At 69.5% G+C, this 16,976-nt stretch carries 15 protein-coding genes; 5 read left to right on the forward strand and 10 right to left on the reverse strand.

Annotated elements, in window-relative coordinates:
• Positions 1 to 55 precede the first annotated feature (55 nt).
• The gene (locus F3S47_RS04630) at positions 56 to 1,018 is read left to right on the forward strand and encodes an acetyl-CoA carboxylase carboxyltransferase subunit alpha (RefSeq protein WP_150444019.1); all 963 of its coding nucleotides are present in this window, start codon (positions 56 to 58) and stop codon (positions 1,016 to 1,018) included.
• Positions 1,015 to 1,524 (forward strand): hypothetical protein, encoded by a 510-nt coding sequence (locus F3S47_RS04635; RefSeq protein ID WP_150444020.1) that lies wholly within the window; start codon positions 1,015 to 1,017, stop codon positions 1,522 to 1,524. Before F3S47_RS04630 ends, F3S47_RS04635 begins: the two co-directional genes overlap by 4 nt.
• A 1-nt stretch (position 1,525) precedes the next feature.
• Here the strand turns inward: F3S47_RS04635 and F3S47_RS04640 are convergent, their stop codons facing one another.
• The 4 genes from F3S47_RS04640 to F3S47_RS04655 are packed head-to-tail and all read right to left on the reverse strand — an operon-like array spanning position 1,526 to position 4,443.
• Positions 1,526 to 2,125 (reverse strand): pyridoxamine 5'-phosphate oxidase family protein, encoded by a 600-nt coding sequence (locus F3S47_RS04640; protein WP_150444021.1) that lies wholly within the window; start codon positions 2,123 to 2,125, stop codon positions 1,526 to 1,528.
• Entirely contained in the window at positions 2,115 to 2,867 is a 753-nt protein-coding gene (locus F3S47_RS04645) for a lysophospholipid acyltransferase family protein (protein ID WP_150444022.1), read from the reverse strand. Before F3S47_RS04645 ends, F3S47_RS04640 begins: the two co-directional genes overlap by 11 nt.
• The gene (locus F3S47_RS04650) at positions 2,864 to 3,766 is read right to left on the reverse strand and encodes a cell division protein FtsX (RefSeq protein ID WP_150444222.1); all 903 of its coding nucleotides are present in this window, start codon (positions 3,764 to 3,766) and stop codon (positions 2,864 to 2,866) included. The genes F3S47_RS04645 and F3S47_RS04650 overlap by 4 nt, the downstream gene beginning before the upstream one ends.
• A 5-nt stretch (positions 3,767 to 3,771) precedes the next feature.
• On the reverse strand, positions 3,772 to 4,443 hold the full coding sequence (locus F3S47_RS04655; RefSeq protein ID WP_150444023.1) for a cell division ATP-binding protein FtsE: 672 nt from the start codon (positions 4,441 to 4,443) through the stop codon (positions 3,772 to 3,774).
• Positions 4,444 to 4,566: 123 nt separating this feature from the next.
• On the opposite strand from F3S47_RS04655, the gene F3S47_RS04660 reads away from it, so the two are divergent.
• Positions 4,567 to 5,481, forward strand: a complete 915-nt coding sequence (locus F3S47_RS04660) for a zinc-ribbon domain-containing protein (RefSeq protein ID WP_191090072.1) — start codon at positions 4,567 to 4,569, stop codon at positions 5,479 to 5,481.
• Positions 5,482 to 5,505: 24 nt separating this feature from the next.
• Here the strand turns inward: F3S47_RS04660 and F3S47_RS04665 are convergent, their stop codons facing one another.
• The 4 genes from F3S47_RS04665 to argH form a co-directional block, all read right to left on the reverse strand.
• Positions 5,506 to 8,169 carry a TIGR02302 family protein gene (locus F3S47_RS04665; protein ID WP_396279743.1) on the reverse strand — a complete coding sequence of 888 codons (2,664 nt, stop codon included), beginning with the start codon at positions 8,167 to 8,169 and terminating at the stop codon, positions 5,506 to 5,508.
• A gap of 52 nt (positions 8,170 to 8,221) precedes the next feature.
• On the reverse strand, positions 8,222 to 9,487 hold the full coding sequence (lysA, locus tag F3S47_RS04670; RefSeq protein WP_150444026.1) for a diaminopimelate decarboxylase: 1,266 nt from the start codon (positions 9,485 to 9,487) through the stop codon (positions 8,222 to 8,224).
• A gap of 136 nt (positions 9,488 to 9,623) precedes the next feature.
• Positions 9,624 to 9,938 carry a DUF2834 domain-containing protein gene (locus F3S47_RS04675; protein WP_150444027.1) on the reverse strand — a complete coding sequence of 105 codons (315 nt, stop codon included), beginning with the start codon at positions 9,936 to 9,938 and terminating at the stop codon, positions 9,624 to 9,626.
• 106 nt (positions 9,939 to 10,044) lie between these two features.
• Entirely contained in the window at positions 10,045 to 11,433 is a 1,389-nt protein-coding gene (gene argH / locus F3S47_RS04680) for an argininosuccinate lyase (protein ID WP_223877716.1), read from the reverse strand.
• On the opposite strand from argH, the gene F3S47_RS04685 reads away from it, so the two are divergent.
• On the forward strand, positions 11,432 to 11,989 hold the full coding sequence (locus tag F3S47_RS04685) for a TlpA family protein disulfide reductase (protein ID WP_223877717.1): 558 nt from the start codon (positions 11,432 to 11,434) through the stop codon (positions 11,987 to 11,989). The genes argH and F3S47_RS04685 overlap by 2 nt on opposite strands.
• A gap of 57 nt (positions 11,990 to 12,046) precedes the next feature.
• Here the strand turns inward: F3S47_RS04685 and F3S47_RS04690 are convergent, their stop codons facing one another.
• The gene (locus F3S47_RS04690; RefSeq protein ID WP_263405977.1) at positions 12,047 to 12,622 is read right to left on the reverse strand and encodes a YqgE/AlgH family protein; all 576 of its coding nucleotides are present in this window, start codon (positions 12,620 to 12,622) and stop codon (positions 12,047 to 12,049) included.
• A 105-nt stretch (positions 12,623 to 12,727) separates the two neighbouring features.
• Here F3S47_RS04690 and F3S47_RS04695 point away from each other — a divergent pair, with 105 nt between their 5' ends.
• Positions 12,728 to 13,528, forward strand: a complete 801-nt coding sequence (locus tag F3S47_RS04695; RefSeq protein WP_150444029.1) for a protein-disulfide reductase DsbD domain-containing protein — start codon at positions 12,728 to 12,730, stop codon at positions 13,526 to 13,528.
• A gap of 78 nt (positions 13,529 to 13,606) precedes the next feature.
• Here F3S47_RS04695 and F3S47_RS04700 read toward each other — a convergent pair whose 3' ends face one another.
• Entirely contained in the window at positions 13,607 to 16,975 is a 3,369-nt protein-coding gene (locus F3S47_RS04700; RefSeq protein WP_150444030.1) for an efflux RND transporter permease subunit, read from the reverse strand.
• Position 16,976 lies beyond the last annotated feature (1 nt).

Here is a 16,976-nt window from a genome sequence, read left to right on the forward strand (position 1 = left end):
CGGGCCCGCGCCCGGCCATATAGCCGTAAAGGCTCAACGGGCACCGGGACCTCTGATGACCAACTATCTCGACTTCGAGAAACCCCTCGCCGAGATCGAGGGGAAGGCGACGGAACTGCGCTCCCTGGCCCGCACGAACGAGGGAATGGACGTCGAGGACGAGGCGAAGGCCCTCGACAAGAAGGCGGCGGAGCTTCTCAAGTCGCTCTATTCCGACCTCACGCCCTGGCGGAAGACCCAGGTGGCACGCCACCCGCAGCGCCCGCATTGCAAGGACTACATCGACGCGCTCTTCACCGAGTGGACACCCCTCGCCGGCGACCGCAACTTCGCGGACGACCAGGCGGTGATGGGCGGCCTCGCACGGCTCAACGACAAACCGGTCATGGTCATCGGCCACGAGAAGGGCAACGACACCAAGTCCCGGATCGAGCGCAACTTCGGCATGGCCCGGCCCGAAGGCTACCGCAAGGCGATCCGGCTGATGGAAATGGCCGATCGCTTCGGACTTCCGGTGGTCACCCTGGTGGACACCCCCGGTGCCTATCCCGGCAAGGGCGCGGAGGAGCGCGGCCAGTCCGAGGCGATCGCCCGCTCGACCGAGGCCTGCCTCTCTATCAAGGTTCCGCTAATCTCCGTGATCGTCGGCGAAGGTGGCTCCGGCGGGGCGGTGGCCTTCGCGACGGCCAACCGCGTCGCGATGCTCGAGCATTCGGTCTATTCGGTCATTTCGCCGGAGGGCTGCGCCTCGATCCTTTGGAAGGACGCCGAGAAGATGCGCGAGGCGGCCGAGGCCCTGCGTCTCACGGCCCAGGATCTGCACGAGTTGGGCGTCTGCGACCGCATCATTCCGGAACCCGTGGGCGGCGCACACCGCGGCCCCGAGACCGCCATTGCCGCCGTCGGCAAGGCGTTGGAGACGATGCTCAAGGACCTCTCCGGACAGGAGGGGACCGCGCTTCGCGACAACCGCCGCAAGAAATACCTCGGGCTGGGCGCCAAGGGCCTCGCCGCGTGATACGCGCGGGGCTCGCCCTGCTCCTCCTCGCCGCGCCCGTCGCGGCGGAGCGGGCGCCGGGCGGGCTCGATGGGCGCGAGGTGACCTTCGGCGCGCTGCTCTACGAGGAGACCGAGGAGGCACCGCTCTTCCTCGGCGCGCGCCACGCGGCCAAGGTCGGGCCCGGGATCGAATACGGCCTCGGCCCCGAAGGTGCGCAGAACGGCTGGGACATCATTCCGGCGGTGGTCGACATCTCCGACGCGCGGGTCGTGATCACCTACCCCGACATGCCCCGCGCGTCCTTCCCGGACATCGAGTTCAACGGCTACGTCCTGGATTTCCTGACCGACTGCGTGCTCTTCCGTGGCGCTTCGGTCGACACCGCGGTCACGACGGAGCCACTGTCCGACGCGGATGTCTTCGTGAAGGGCGCGCGGCTCTACATCGACGTGGGCGGCTACCACTACGGGGCGGGAACGACCTATGCCGTGGACCTCGACGTCATGGACTGCCCGATCGGCTAGCTCACCACATGCGCGGTTCGGCGTAGGCCGGGTAGGACGCGTCGTAGGCCTCCGCGTCGACGCTCTCGTCGCGTTCCTTCAGGAAATCGCCCGCCGTGGGCACGGCATCGCTCTCGTCTTCCGAGGTCCAGAGCCGGGAGCGCATGAGAGCCTTGGCGCACTGGAAGTAGACCTCCCCCACGGCAATCTCGATCACGCTGCGCGGATGCTTGCCCGCCTGCTCGAAGCGCTCCGTCAATTCCGGTGCCGCGCCGAGCCGGGCGGTGCCGTTCACTCGGACCACGTTGTTCGAACCCGGCACCATGAACATGAGGGAGACCCGTCCGTCCCGCACGATGTTGCGCAGCGAGTCCATCCGGTTGTTGCCCCGCCAGTCGGGGATCAGGAGCGTCCGGTCGTCCGCGACTCGAACCACCGGCCCGTCGTCGCCGCGCGGGCTCGCGTCCGTGCCCTCCGGCCCGACGGTCGAGAGCACGCAGAAGCGGGAGGCTTCGATCCAGCGGCGGTAGGCGGGCGTGATCCGGGTCACGACCTTTTCCAGAGATCTCGGCGAGGGCGCCCCGTAGAGCGCCTCGATCTCGGCGACGTCCTCAATCCACATCGTCCTGTCCTTCCCGGATCGGCGCGAAGCCCGCTTCGGCCATAAGCATGTTGGAGCGCTGTTCGACCTCCCGCTCGAGCTCCTGCATCATCTCCGGCACCGGACGGCCCGGCGCGATGGGCGGCAGGAATTCCACAACCGCGAGGCCCGGCGTCCGCCGGATGCCACGCCGGGGCCAGAAGAGGCCGACGTTGGTCGCCACCGGCACGCAGGGCTGGCCGAGCTGACCGTAGATCACGCCGGTGCCGACCTTGTAGGCCGCCTTCACCCCCGGGGCGATCCGGGTGCCCTGCGGGTAGATGATGAGCTGGCCGCCCTCGACCTTTCCGCGTTCCACGTCCGCCAGCATCTTGCGGATCGCCTCGGCCCGCTTCCCCCGGTCCACCGGGATGCAGCCCATGCGCAGCGCGTACTGGCCGAGAATCGGAGCCCAGACGAGCTCCTTCTTCATGATGAACTTCGGCCGGTCGAGCGCGCTGAAGATCAGGATGATGTCGAGGAAGCTCTGGTGCTTGGCCGCGACCATGACCTGGCCGGTGGGCACCTCGCCGCGGACCTCGGTCCGGATCCCGACCATCCAGCGCGCGGTGAAGCGCACCCACCAGCAGTAGGCGTGGGCGGCGGCGACCGCGCCGCGGCGGCTGAAGAGCGCCCAGGGCAGGAAGGCGATCGCGAGGGGAAGCATCGCGAAGTACATCTGCCCGATGAAGAGCAGCGAGCGGATCGTGCGGAGGACGCTCATGACTGGGCCCTCAGCGTGCGGAGCGCGGCGGCCCGGGTCGCGATAAAGGCCACCACGGCCGCGAAGGGCGGCACGACGAGCGGCCAGAGCCACCCCGGCCCCCGGAACCCGAGACCGGTGAGAAAGCCGCCGGCGGCTTCTCCGCTCGGAAGTGCCGCGATGCCCAACGCGGCGAGCGCGGCGCCTGCGACGGCGCCGCCGAGTGCGCGCAGGGTGAAGCGCCGGACGAAGGCGCGGGCGATGTAGGTGTCTTGTGCACCGACGAGCCTGAGGACGCGGATGACCTGCTCGTTCGCGGCCAGGGCCGCCTGCGCGGCAAGCGTGATCATGGCCGCGGTGGACGCGAGGATGAGGGCGAGGGCCACCAGGCCCAGCAACCTCAGCCAGGTCGCCGCATCGACCAGCGGTTCACGCCAACGCGTGTGATCGTCGAGCACGGCTCCCGGCACCTCCGCCTGCAGCCGGGCGCGTAGGCCGGTCGCGTCGTAGCCGCCGGCCTCCTCCGTGATCGCGATGAGCTGGGGGATCGGCAGGGTCTCGACCGGCAGGTCCGGCCCGAACCAAGGCTCGAGCAGCGCCCGGGTTTCCTCAGGCGGCAGCGGCCGGGCCTCCGCGATCCCGGGGGTCGTGCGCAGCACCTCCAGAGCGGCACCGATCTGCGCGTCCATCTGGCCGGCGGGGGCCGAGATCCTCAACGTCGAGCTGCGGGCGAGTTCCTCGGACCAGCGGTCGGCCAGTCGTCCGGTCGCAAGCGACAGGGCGAGGGCAAAGACCGCGAGGAAGGCCATTGCCGCCGCCGTGAAGGTGGTCAGCCGAGCCGTGAAGCCCGAAGGGGGCACCGCGCGGTCCGCCTGCGGGTCGCCGCCCAGCAGGCTCGCGGCGCGCCAGACCTCCTGCATCCGGCTCACAGGTCCGCCCCCGCGGTGACCAGCTGGCGCCCCTTCAACCGGAGCACGCGCGCCTGCACCTGCGCCTTGGCCGCGCGGATCAGTTGAAGGTCGTGCGTGGCTACGAGGACCGACTTGCCCATCCGGTTGAGCTCGACCAGCAGGGCGAGGAGCCGCTGCGACATGTCCCAGTCGATGTTGCCCGTCGGCTCGTCCGCCAGCACGATCTCGGGCGAACTGATTACGGCGCGGGCCAGCGCGGCGCGCTGCCGTTCGCCACCCGAGAGTTCCGGGGGCAACTGGTTCGCTTGCCGCGACAGCCCGACCCAGGCGAGCAGGTCCTCAAGATCGGTTCCGGCGTCGCTCCGTCCCGATACGGTGAGCGGCAGGGCGACGTTCTCGGCCAGCGGCAGGTGGTCGAGAAACTGGCAATCCTGGTGCACGACGCCGATCCGCCGCCGCGCGAGCGCGACCCGGTCGCGGCTCATGCCGCGCACGTCCTCACCGAAGATCTCGACGCGGCCGGCGGTCGGCTTCAGTTCGGCGTAGCAGAGCTTGAGCAACGTCGTTTTTCCGGCACCCGACGGGCCCGTCAGGAAATGGAATGAGCCGGGCGGCAGGGACAGCGAGAGGTCCGAGAACAGTTCTCCCCCGCCATAGCTGTAGGCCACGTTCTGAAGCTCGATCACCGCGGGTCCCTCTCCACGGCGTTGTTCTGCCTAAATCACAGGTCAGGTGCAATCGCCGCCCGTGGCTTTGCATTCGTTAACCGGCTGGGGCAAGATTCGCGCATTGGGTAACAAGGCGGTCCTGTGCGGACCGATCCGGCCAGCGAGGACGAGGGGAACATGCGGCTCATCTGCCCTAATTGCGGGGCTCAGTACGAGGTGCCGGACGATGCGATCCCGCAGGCGGGCCGGGATGTTCAGTGCTCGAATTGCGGCCATACTTGGTTCGAGATGCCCGGTGCCTCGGCCGCCGAGGAAGCCGGCGAGGCCGCGTCCCCTGCGCCGAAGGCGGCCGATCCCAGTCGGGCCGGACCGGTCCGGGACCCCGGGGCGCCGCACCCCGACGAGGACGACTACGAGGACGAGGGCGACAACGCGCCGCTTCCCGACCCCGAGCAACCCGCTGCGCGACAGCGCCGGCCGATCGATCCCGCCGTCGCCGACGTGCTCCGGGAAGAGCGCGAGACCTCCACTTCGCTGCGCCGCAAGGCTTCCGCCGATCCGATGGAGCGCCAGTCGGAGATGGGCCTGGAGGAAAGCCAGCCCCCGCGCAGCCGTCCCGAACCCCGACCGACGCCGCGGCCCGAGCCGGAGGAGCCGCATGAGCCGGCCTCCAGCTCCGAACCTGAACCCGTGGCCGAGCCGGAGACTGACCGCCGCGATCGGCGTGACCGCCTGCCGGACGTGGAAGAAATCAATTCGACTCTCCGCGCGAGCGGCGACCGCCCGTCCTCGTCGGCCGACGTGACGCCCGCCGAGGCGGCCGAGCGCGAGCACCGCAAGGGCTTTCGCTACGGCTTCGCCGTCGTCCTGCTGCTCGCCTCCGCCGCGACGGCCGTCTATCTTTACGCCGCCGACATCGCCGAGCGCTTCCCCGAGACGCAGCCCGCCCTCGTGAGCTACACCGAGAGCATCAACACCGGGCGGCTCTGGCTGGATGCCCAGTTGCAGGACCTTGTGACGATGATCGAAGGCGAGGACGAGGCCACGGCCCAGTAGCCCGGCCCGCCCTCGCGCCGCCCCTCAGAAGCGATCGAGAAGCCGCCGCAGGTAGTCGAGTTCTTCCTGCGGCCGGCCCTGCTCCGACGACCGGCGGCGGAGTTCTTCGAGCAGTTCCTCGGCCCGGCGGTAGACATCCTCGCCCTGCAGCAGGTTTTCCTCGGTGCCGAACTGGCCGCTCTCGCCGAGCTGGCGGCCCAGCGGGTCGCGCTGGCGCGGCTCGACGCGTCCGTTGGCCTCGCCCTGCGCCTGCCCCTGGCCGGGCTGCTGCTCCTGGCCGTTCTCCGCCATGGCGCGCCCGAGGTCCCGGATACCCTCGCGCAGGGCGTCCATCGCCTCGGCCTGGCGATCGAGCGCCTCGGCGCTGTCGCCCTCGCGCAGTGCGTCTTCGGCCCCCTCCATCGCACGCTCGGCCCGCTCGATCGACTCGCGCGCACCGTCTGCCGCGTCGCCGCCCAGGTTGGGAAGGTTCTGCCGCTGGCGCTCCAGCTCGCGCCGCAGCGCTTCCTGGCGGTCCGCGAGCGACTGCTCGGAGCCCTGCCCCTGGCCCTGTCCGGGCTGAGCCTGCTGCTGTCCGGGCTGACCCTGTCCGGGCTGGCCCTCCCCGGGTTGTTGCTGACCCGGCTGACCTGGTGAATTCTGCCCGAACTGCTGGCCCTGCTGACCGGGCTGGCCCGGCTGGTTCTGCTGTCCGGGCTGGCCGCCCTGATCCTGGCCGAACTGCCGCTGCAGTTCGCGGAAGGCCTCGTCGGAAAGGCCCTGCTGGTCGCGCAGCGTCTCGGAGAGGTCCTGCATGGACTGCTGGCCGGGCGACTGCTGGCCCTGCCCGCCTTCGCCCTGGGTGACCTGCATGTTCTCCATCAGCTGGTTCAGCTGCTCCATGAGCTGCTGCGCCTCGGCCATGCGGCCCTCTTCCATCAGCTCCTGAATCCGGTCCATCAGCGCCTGAAGCTCGTCCTGGCTGAACTCGAAGCTCTCGTTCTCGCCCGTCTGCGGCTGGTCCGTCTGGTCGCCCTGCTGCTGGTTCTGCTCGGCAAGCATGCGCGTGTAGTCGTCCACCGCCTCGCGCAGCTCCTGCATCAGCTCGGCGATTTCCTCGTCGCTCGCGCCGTTCCGCATGGCCTCGGCCAAGCGTTCCTGCGCCCGGCGCAGGCGCTCGCGCGCGTCGGCGAGCGTGCCTTCCTCGAGTTGAAGAGCCAGTTCCCAGAGCGCCTCGGCGATCTCCGTCTGACCCTCCTCGTCGATCCCGAAGCGCGCCATGTTGTCCAACCGCCGGGTGATGACACGAAGCCGCAGGTAGGAGGTCTCGGACCGGATGAGCCCGTCTTCGGGCCGGTAGGCGATGGCCTTGAGCAGGTCGGCGACCCGTTGCGCGTTGTCGCGGGACCACAGCAGGTCGCGCCGCTGTTCGATCACGGCCCGCGCCACCGGCTCGAAGAAGCGGCGGCCGGGCAGAAGCATGCCCTCGGGGGCCGATTGCCCGGTCTGTTCCAGGGCGTCGGAGGCCTCAAGCGTCACCGTCACGGGCAGGTTCGCCCAGGGGTGTTGAGAGAAGTCGTCGATCAGCGCCTCCTCGAAGTCGGCCCGGTCGCCGGCGAAGGGCATCGGCAGGTCGACCAGGATCGGATCGCGCTCGTCCGGCTCGGCCGCGAGGCCGAGGGTTCGGTCGATGGCCTCCCGGTCGAGCTCGATCGTGGCCCGCCCGGAGACGACCGCGTAGTCGTCGGAGGCCTCGAACGGCAGCGCCATCTCGCCGGAGGCTTCCGTCTCGGGAGGGCCGACGAGGCTCAAGTGGGGCGCCTGGTCGGGGATGACGGTCACCTCCCACTCGGTGCCGCCCTCGCCCTCGACCGCGATCCGGCCACTGCGGGCCACGTCGAAGCCTTGCTCGGGAGCCGCCTCTTCGGGGACCGCAGCCTCGGCGCTCTCCTCCGCGGATACGTCCGGGGCGGCGCCGGAGACGCTCTCCGTCACCGTCAGCTCGCCCACCTCGCCGTAGAGGCGCAGGGTCACCGAGGATCCCTCGGGCACCCTAAGGGGACCGGCGGGAATGTCGTTGAGGTAGAGCGTGGGCTTGCCCGTGTAGGCTGGCGGCTCGACCCAGCCTTCCCAGACCGGCCCCGTCGCAAGCACGCGGTCACCCGCACCCGGGGTCATCTCTCCCACCGTCCCGATCCTCAGGAGCGATCCGAAGAGCAGCGCCGCCACGAAGGCGATGAGAGCCATGTAGCGCAATCCGTAGGGGTCGCGCTTGGACACCCGGAGATCCGGCTGCACCGCCCGGGCCTGCCGGCTCCGGTCGAGCATCCGTTCCACATGGACCCGCCACAACCCCTGCGAAGCCGCGTCGGCCGCGCCCACCGCCTGCGCATCCGCGAGCGCGGTCAGCGGCCGGCCCGGCATGGCCTCGTCCACGCGCGCCGCCGCATCGGCCCGAGAGGGCCAGCGGAAGCTGCGGATCCCGCGCCAGAGCGTGTAGCCCAGCGCGAGCACCGTCACCACGGAAACCGTCCAGAAGAGTTCCAGCGGCACGCGCTCGTGCCAGCCCATCATCAGCGGAACCATCGCCGCGAGCAGGATGGTCCAGACAGGCCAGAACGAACGCGTCCCGCGCTCGGCCACGAGGCCGATGCGGGTCAGCATCAGGGGACGTCTGAGGTGACGGAGGTCGTGGGTCGGTTCGGTCAGGACAGGGCTCCTCTCGGGGCGGCTCGCGGGCCTGACCCCGAGGGTATTGTCCTCAGAGCCACGGCGGAAGGGTATCGCGCGCGATCATCTCGTCAAAGGTCGGGCGCGGGCGGATAACCGCGAATTGATCGCCGTCGACCAACACCTCGGGCACCAGCGGGCGCGAATTGTACTCGCTCGCCATGACCGCGCCGTAGGCGCCCGCCGAGCGGAAGGCGACGAGGTCTCCCTCGCCGACCTCGGGCATCTCCCGCTCCCGCGCGAAGGTGTCTCCCGATTCGCAGACCGGTCCGACGATGTCGAAGGCCCGCGTCGGCGCCCCGGCCGCAGGCTCGGTCACCGGGACGATATCGTGCCAGGCATCGTACATCGCGGGACGGATGAGATCGTTCATCGCGCCGTCGAGGATCAGGAAATCGCGCCCTTCGCCGCGCTTCACGTAGACCACGCGCGAGAGCAGGATCCCGGCGTTGCCCGCGATGAGCCGGCCCGGCTCGATCTCGATCTCGCATCCCAGGTGGCCGACGGTCCGCTTGATCAGCGCCCCGTAGTCGAGCGGCAGCGGCGGCACCTCGTTGGAGCGGGTGTAGGGAATGCCGAGGCCGCCGCCGAGATCGAGTCGCTCGATGGCGTGCCCGTCGGCCCGAAGCACCTCCGTCAGGTCGGCGACCTTCCTGTAGGCCGCCTCGAAGGGCGCAAGGTCCGTGAGCTGCGATCCGATGTGCACGTCGATGCCCACGACGCGCAGCCCCGGCAGCCGCGCCGCCTCGGCATAGACCTCCCGCGCCCGGGCGATCGGCACGCCGAACTTGTTCTGCGAGAGGCCGGTCGCGATCTTCGGATGGGTCTTCGCGTCGACGTCAGGGTTCACCCGGACGGTAACGGGGACCTCCACGCCCATCGAATGGGCCACCTCCGAGAGCACGCGCATCTCCGGCTCGCTCTCCAGGTTCACCTGCCGCAGACCGCCCTCGAGCGCGAGCCGCATCTCCTCCCGGGTCTTGCCGACGCCGGAGAAGACGATCCGCTCGCCTGGCACGCCCGCCGCCCGGGCCCGCGCGTACTCGCCGCCCGACACCACGTCCATGCCCGCCCCCTCGCGGCTCAGCAGCGTGAGGATCGCCTGGTTGGACAGGGACTTCACCGCGAAGCAGACGGTGTGCGGCAGCCCCTCCAGCGCGGCGTCGAAGAGACGGAAGTGACGTAGCAGGGTCGCCGTGGAATAGACGTAGACCGGAGTGCCGACGGTGGCGGCGATGTCCTCCAGCGCCACGTCCTCGGCCATGAGCCGCCCGTCGCGGTAGATGAAATGATCCATGTCCGTCCCCTCATCCGGCGGCGCCGCTCATAGCCTTTGCCGGGACCGGACCCAACCCTTCTTCTGGGCCGAAATATCCCGGGGGGAGTCGGCGCCCGCGCCGACGGGGGGCAGCGCCCACCCCCTGTGCCCCGGTTCAGGCCTGGCGGGTCCTCAGCAGAAGGTAGAGCGGCAGGCCGCAGCTCACCCCGATGCAGAAGGTCGCCGGGATCGCCACCAGCGCCGACCAGTTCCGCCGCACCCAGGTCTCCGCCAGGATCCAGACGGTCACCGTCACCGCCGCGATCGTCAGGTCCCAGGTCAGCCCGGTCGTCGAGGCGTTGACGTACCAGGCGTCGATCAGGGCCTGCAGCGACCAGCCCGTCGAGCGCAGATACGTCACGAACCAGTACATCGGGTGGACGGCGCCCCAGATCGCCAGGGCGAGGTAGGTCCACCGCAGCGGCGACATCAGAGGCCCCCGATCCGCGCGGGCTCGGGCGCGCGGCCCCCGGCGGGGCGTTCGGGTTCGCCGTCGGCGCCGCAGGCGGCCAGCGCCAGACAGAGGAGCATCCATCTCATCCGAGCACCTCCCGCCAGCGGGCGATCTGGGCGCGCACCTGCGCGGGCGCGGTCCCGCCATAGCTCTCACGCGAGGCCACCGAGGCCTCGACCGTCAGCACGCCGAAGACCTCCTCGGTGATCCCGGCGTGCACCTCCTGCATCTCCTGCAGCGTGAGGTCCGGGAGGTCGCAGCCCTTGGCCTCGGCCTTGGCCACGAGAGACCCTGTGACGTGGTGCGCCTCGCGGAAGGGCAGCTCCAGACGCCGCACCAGCCAGTCGGCGAGATCGGTCGCGGTGGAAAAGCCCGAGGCCGCGGCGGCACGCAGCGCCTCCCGGTTGGCGGACATGTCGGAGACCATTCCGGTCATCGCCCGGAGCGACAGCAGCCAGTTGTCGGCGGCGTCGAAGACCTGTTCCTTGTCCTCCTGCATGTCCTTGGAATAGGCCAGCGGCAGTCCCTTCATCACCGTCAGCAGCGCGACGTTCGCCCCGAAGATGCGCCCGACCTTGGCGCGCAGCAGCTCGGCCGCGTCCGGGTTGCGCTTCTGGGGCATGATGCTCGACCCGGTGGACCAACGGTCGGAGAGAGTCACGAAGCGGAACTGCGCGGAGGACCAGATCACCAGTTCCTCTGCCAGGCGGGAAAGGTGCATGGCGCTGATCGTGGCCACCGAGAGAAACTCCAGCGCGAAGTCCCGGTCGCTCACCGCGTCGAGTGAATTGGCCGAGGGACGGTCGAAGCCGAGCGCCTCCGCCGTGGCGTGCCGGTCGATCGGGAAGGACGTCCCGGCGAGCGCCGCCGCGCCGAGGGGGCTCTCGTTCATCCGGTCCCGGGCGTCGCGCAGCCGCGAGAGATCGCGGGAGACCATCTCGACATAGGCCATCATGTGATGGCCCCAGGTCACCGGCTGTGCCGTCTGCAGGTGGGTGAAGCCTGGCATGACCCAGTCGGCGCCGGCCTCGGCCTGCGCGAGCAGGGCGCGCAGCAGTTCCTCGAGCAGCCCCTCCGCCTCGTCGCATTGAGCCCGGACCCAGAGGCGGAAGTCCGTCGCCACCTGGTCATTGCGCGACCGGGCCGTGTGCAGGCGCTTGGCAGGCTCGCCGATGAGCTCGGTGAGCCGGGCCTCCACGTTCATGTGGATGTCCTCGAGCGCGGCGGAAAACGTGAACTCTCCGGCCTCGATCTCCGACAAGATCGTGAGCAGCCCTTCCCTGATCGCGTCGGCATCCTTATCACTCAGGATGCCCACGGCGGCCAGCATGGCGGCGTGGGCGCGGCTGCCTTCGATGTCCTGCGGGGCAAGGCGCTTGTCGAACCCGATCGAGGCGTTGATCGCCTCCATGATCGCGTCCGGCCCGCCGGCGAAGCGGCCGCCCCACATGGCGTTCGAGGAGTTTGACATGAGAGGTCCCGCCCGGTTCGCGTCGTCCGCGCTGATCTATACCGCCCTGATGTTCGGTGCAAACGTCGGGATGGCCGATATCGCGGAGCTGCGCGAAGGCGACATGCGCAAGCTCTCGGTACACGAGACGCCGGTCGAAGCGGCGAGCGCGCCCTTCGAGGCAGCCGGGGGCGGCGAGCTCACGCTCGGCGACTTTTCCGGAAAGATTGTCCTGCTGAACTTCTGGGCCACCTGGTGCGCGCCCTGCCGGCACGAGATGCCGGCGCTCTCGACCCTGCAGGCCGACTACGGCGGCGAGGACTTCGAGGTGGTCACGGTCGCCGCAGGACGGAATCCTCAGCCCGCGATGGAGCGGTTCTTCTCCGAGATCGACGTCGACAACCTGCCGCTGCACCGCGACCCCACCCAGCAATTCGCGCGGGAGATGGGCGTGCTCGGCCTGCCGGTGACCGTCATCCTCGACCGCGAGGGGCAAGAGATCGCGCGGCTGCAGGGCGGGGCCGACTGGGCCTCGGACAGTGCACGGGCCATAGTCGAGGCGCTTCTGGAGGAGTAGGCGCAAGCCGCTTCGAAGCGGCTTGCCAAGGGCGTTCGAACGCCCTTGGCTCTCATGTCACGCGTGGCCCGCCTCCCCGGAGAGCAGGAGCGGGTCTATCCCGAGCGACTTCAGCGCCGCCGACCATTTGTGCTCGTTCGCCCGCCCGAACACGATGTCAGGCCGCGCGGCGCAGGTCAGCCAGCCGTTCTGAGCGATCTCGCCTTCCAGCTGTCCCGGCCCCCATCCCGCGTAGCCCAGCGCGAGGAGCGAGCTCTTGGGGCCGCGCCCCTTGGCCAGTTCCTCGAGCACGTCGAGCGTCGCCGTCAGGCCGATACCGCTGTCGACCGGCATCGTTGCACCCTCGGAGGCGTAGTCCGCCGAATGCAGCACGAAGCCGCGCGCGCCCTCGACCGGGCCGCCGTAGTAGATGCGGATGTCCCGCGTCTCGGGCCCGGAAGAGATCTCGAGCTGCTCCAGCAGGTCGGTGAAATTCACCTCCGGCGTCGGCTTGTTCACGATCAGGCCCATCGCCCCGTCCTCGGAGTGGGCGCAGACATAGATCACGGCCTGGTCGAAGCGCGGGTCGCCCATCTCGGGCATGGCGACCAGCAGCTGGCCGGCGAGGGTCATGGTGTCTTCAGCGTCTTCCATCTCATCAATGATGTGGTGCGCATCGGCCACTGGCAAGGGCACCCCCCGGCCGGCTTCACCCGCAAGTGACTTTTCTTCGCGGCCGACACTCATATTGTCCCGCACATGCTGCGTTCCCTCTTTCTCGCCTGCGGCGTCGTCGCCGCCGTGTCCTCCCTGTCTGCCAGCGCCGAGAGCCCGGTGCCCGACGGCGTCGTTTCGGCCCGCATCCTGCCGGGCTGGCGGGATGCCGAGGGGCGGCACATGGCGGGCCTGGAGATCGCGCTCGCGCCGGGGTGGAAGACCTACTGGCGCGCGCCGGGCGACGCGGGGATACCGCCGGAGTTCCAGTGGTCGACCGCCAGCAACGTCGGCCAGATGCGGCTGCACTGGCCGGTTCCGGAGGTCAGCGAGAGCAACGGGTTGCGGGCGATCGGTTACACCGGCCGGGTGGTGATCCCGATGGAATTCTCGACCGGCTCGGGTCCGGCGCGGATCGCCGGGGAGGTCGAGCTCGGGGTCTGCTCGGAGGTCTGCATGCCCGTGACGCTCGACATCGCCGCGGATCTTCCCGCGGCCGGACAGCGGGAGCCGGGGATCGTCGCAGCACTCCTCGATGCGCCGCTCGACGAGTCCGAGGCGCGGGTCGGGGCGGTGGACTGCCGGCTTTCGGCGACCGCCGACGGCATGCGGCTGGAGGCCCAGCTCGAGATGCCAGCGACGGGCGGCGCGGAAGAGGTGGTGATCGAAGCGGCGGATCCCTCGATCTGGGTCTCTGAGCCGGCCTCTCGGCGTCAGGGCAATACGCTGAGCGTGGCGGCCGACCTCGTGCACTACTCGGGCGGGGCCTTCGCGCTCGACCGGTCGCGGCTCGTCTTTACCGTCCTCGGAAGCGAACGGGCCGTGGAAATTCGCGGCTGCGACTGAGCCGGCCAAATTTGGACGGCCGCCTAACTCATTGATTTCTTTGAGGCTGGCATGGCAACGCCCGGGAGGCGTTGCCTGTCAGCCCGCGCGTGGCCCCCGGCGCAGGCCGTAGGCCAGGGCCGAGAGCGCGTAGACCACGAGAAGCAGCACGGCGAGCGCCGCGGCGAAAAGCCCGAGGAGGGTTGCCGTGCCCGGCTCCTCCATGGGCAGCGCCCCGGCGAGCGGCGGCCAGGCCGAGCCTGTGACGATCCGATATCCCAGGGTCGCCGCGAAGAGCGCGACCGCGCCGACGACACCGACCATCGCGGGCCAGGTCACCGGGCCGGTGCGCGCGCGCAGGGCACGCCGGGCGGCGCGGCTCTGCTTGGCGATATCCGCCTGGATCGCCATCAGCGCGGGCACGAGGATCAGCACAAGGATCATCCCGAAGCCGAGCCCGTAGACCAGGGTGATGACCGTCGGCTTGAGGAACTCCGCCTGGCTGGACCCCTCGTAGAGCAGCGGCGCGAGGCCGAGGACCGTCGTCAGCGTCGTGAGCAGCACCGGCCTCAACCGGTCGGCGGCACCGTCCACGATGGCGGGGACGAGCCCCCGTTCGGCGGCATAGTCGTCGATGGTGGTCACCAGCACGATGGAGTCGTTGATGATGATCCCGATCATCCCGATCAGGCCCACGACCGAGAAGATGGACATGGGCACTTCCCAGACGTTGTGGCCCCAGATCGCCCCCACGAGGCCGAAGGGAATGATCGCCATGACCACGAGCGGCCGCGTCCACGAGGAAAAGATCCAGGCCAGGGTCAGGAAGATGCCGACCAGGACCATGATCGTGCCGATGCGCGCGTCGTTGAGAAAGTCGCGCTCCTGCTCCGCGAGGCCGGAGAGCGCGGTGTCGATGCCGTAGCTTTCCTCGATGCCGGGCAGGATATCGTCCTCGATGATCTGGTTGATCTCGGCCGCGCGGTCGGCGTCATCATCGGTCAGGTCGCCGTTGACCGAGATCAGCAGCACGCCGTTCTCCCGCCGCAGAGTCGAGAAGCCCGTGCGCCGCTCGACGGTCACGATGTCGGCGAGCGGGACGTAGACCCCATCCGGCGACCGCATCAGCGTGCGGTCGAGGAAATCGGCGGTCAGCTCGCCATCGGGCAGTTCCACCCGGATGGAGGCAGAGCGCTGGCCGGAAGGATAGGTGGCCGCCTCGATCCCGCCGAGACGGTTGCGCAACACGGAGCCCAGCCCGTCGATCGAAAAGCCCAGCGACTGGCCGCGCGGGGTCAGCGAGAGGATCAGTTCCTCCTTGTCATAGGCGAGGTTATCCTCCAGCGAGGTCACCTCTCCGAACTGTCCGAGTTCCGATTTCAGATCCTCGGCCGCGGCCTTGAGCGTCTCGGGATCGGCGCCGAAGAGCTGGATGTCGATGTCGTCGCCGCCCGGTCCGCCGCCCCAGGAGCGGAAGCTGACGGTCTCGGCCAGAGGATGCTGCACGACGCTCTCCTGCAACTCCTGCACGAAGGCGAAGCTGGAATAGGGACGCGCGTCGGCATCGATGAGTTCGATCGAGATCGACCCGAGCTGGTAGGGCTCCTTCTGGTCGGCCCCCGAGAGACCGCGGCCCGCGTTGCCGCCGACTTCGGCGATGGCGTAATCCACGGGGTTCGCGCCGTATTCCTCCTCGTACTGAGCGCCGAGATCCTCCACCGCGCGCTGCATCTCGCGCATCATCTCCATGGTGTCCTCGCGCGTGGCGCCGGGCAGCATGGCGAAGTTGCCGGTGACGGAGCCCTGCTCGGGCGAATTGAAAAAGCGCCACTGCACGTTCCCGTTGATCATCAGCGCCGCCTGCCCCGCAAGCAGCAGGACACCGCCCGCCAGCACCGGGTAGCGCGCCCAGATCACCAGCTTCATCAGAGGCCGGAAGAGCGTCTCCCGCACCCAGCCGAAGCCGCGGTTTACCAGCCGGGAGGGCACGTCGTACCAGTGGTTGCTGGCCGTCGAGGCGATGGAGTGGCTCATGTGGTTCGGCAGGATCAGGAAGCACTCGACGAGGCTCGCCAGCAGCACCGCGATGACGGTGAAGGGGATGTCGGCGATCAGGTCGCCGAAGCGCCCCCCGATGGCCACCAGGCCGAAGAAGGCGATGACAGTGGTGATCGTCGCGGAGAAGACCGGCTGGAACATCCGCCGCGCGGCGTTCTCGGCCGCCTGCACGGGTTTCTCGCCCAGCCGTCGGACGCGGAAGTCCGCGTGTTCGCCCACGACGATGGCGTCGTCGACCACGATGCCCAGCGTGATGATGAGGGCGAAGAGCGAGATCATGTTGAGCGTGAGCCCCGCCATGTACATCACGAAGATCGCCGAGAGCATGGCCACGGGTATGCCCAGCGCCACCCAGAAGGCGGTCCGGGCGTTCAGGAACAGGAAGAGCAGCGCGACGACGAGCCCGAGCCCCATGAGCCCATTGTCGATCAGGATGTTGAGGCGTCCGGTGATGTAGTCGGCCATCGTCCGGATCAGCTCGATCCGCACCCCCTCGGGCAGGTTGGCCTGGAACTCGCGCGCGGTCTCCTGGACGGTGCGCTGCAGGCCGATGGCGTCGCCCCGCTCGGAGCGGTTCACACGAATGGTGACGGCCGGGTCCTCGCCCACGAAGTAGGCGCGGTCGCGGTCGACGCCCTCGACCGTGACCTCGGCCACGTCGCCGATGGTCAGCTCCGACCCGTCGGGGCCGGACCGCAGGACGATGCCCTCGATCTCTTCTGCCGACCGTTTCGCTGTGCCGGTCCGCACGCGGGCCGAGCCCGAGACGTCGCCCGCGGGATCGGTATCGGCTTCCGCCGCGATGGCGTCTGCGATCTCGCGCAGCGAGACGTCGTGTTCCACGAGCGCGATGGAGGGGACGGTGACCAGCGTCTCCGGCGCGGCGACGCCCTGGATGACCGTCTGGGTCACGCCCTCCTCGAAGAGCCTCAGGACGAACTCGTCGGCGAACCGGGCGAGCTGGTCGACGCCCACGGGGCCGCGGATGACGACGTCCGTCACCCGGTCGGACCATCCGCCGGAGCGGACCCGCGGCTCGTCGGCCGCTTCGGGGAGATTATTTACCCCGTCGACGGCGGTCTCCACGTCCTCGACCGCCTGCTCCATGTTCCAGCCCGGCTCGAAGGACAGCTCGATCCGGCCCGACCCTTCGGTCGAGCGGCTCTCGGTATCGGTCACGCCCTCGACCGACTGCAGGGCGGGCTGCAGGACCTGCACGATGGCCCGGTCGACATCCTCGGCCCCGGCGCCGTCCCAGGAGACCGAGACATCGACGCTGTCGACCACGATGTCGGGGAAGAACTGCGCGCGCATCTTTGGCATGGCCCAGAGCCCCGCGCCGATCATCAGGATCAGCAGCAGGTTCGCGGCGGTGCGGTGGCGAGTGAAGTAGGAGAGGATGCCGCCCATG

Source organism: Histidinibacterium aquaticum (assembly GCF_008710275.1).
GTDB classification, from domain to species: Bacteria; Pseudomonadota; Alphaproteobacteria; order Rhodobacterales; family Rhodobacteraceae; genus Oceanicola; species Oceanicola aquaticus.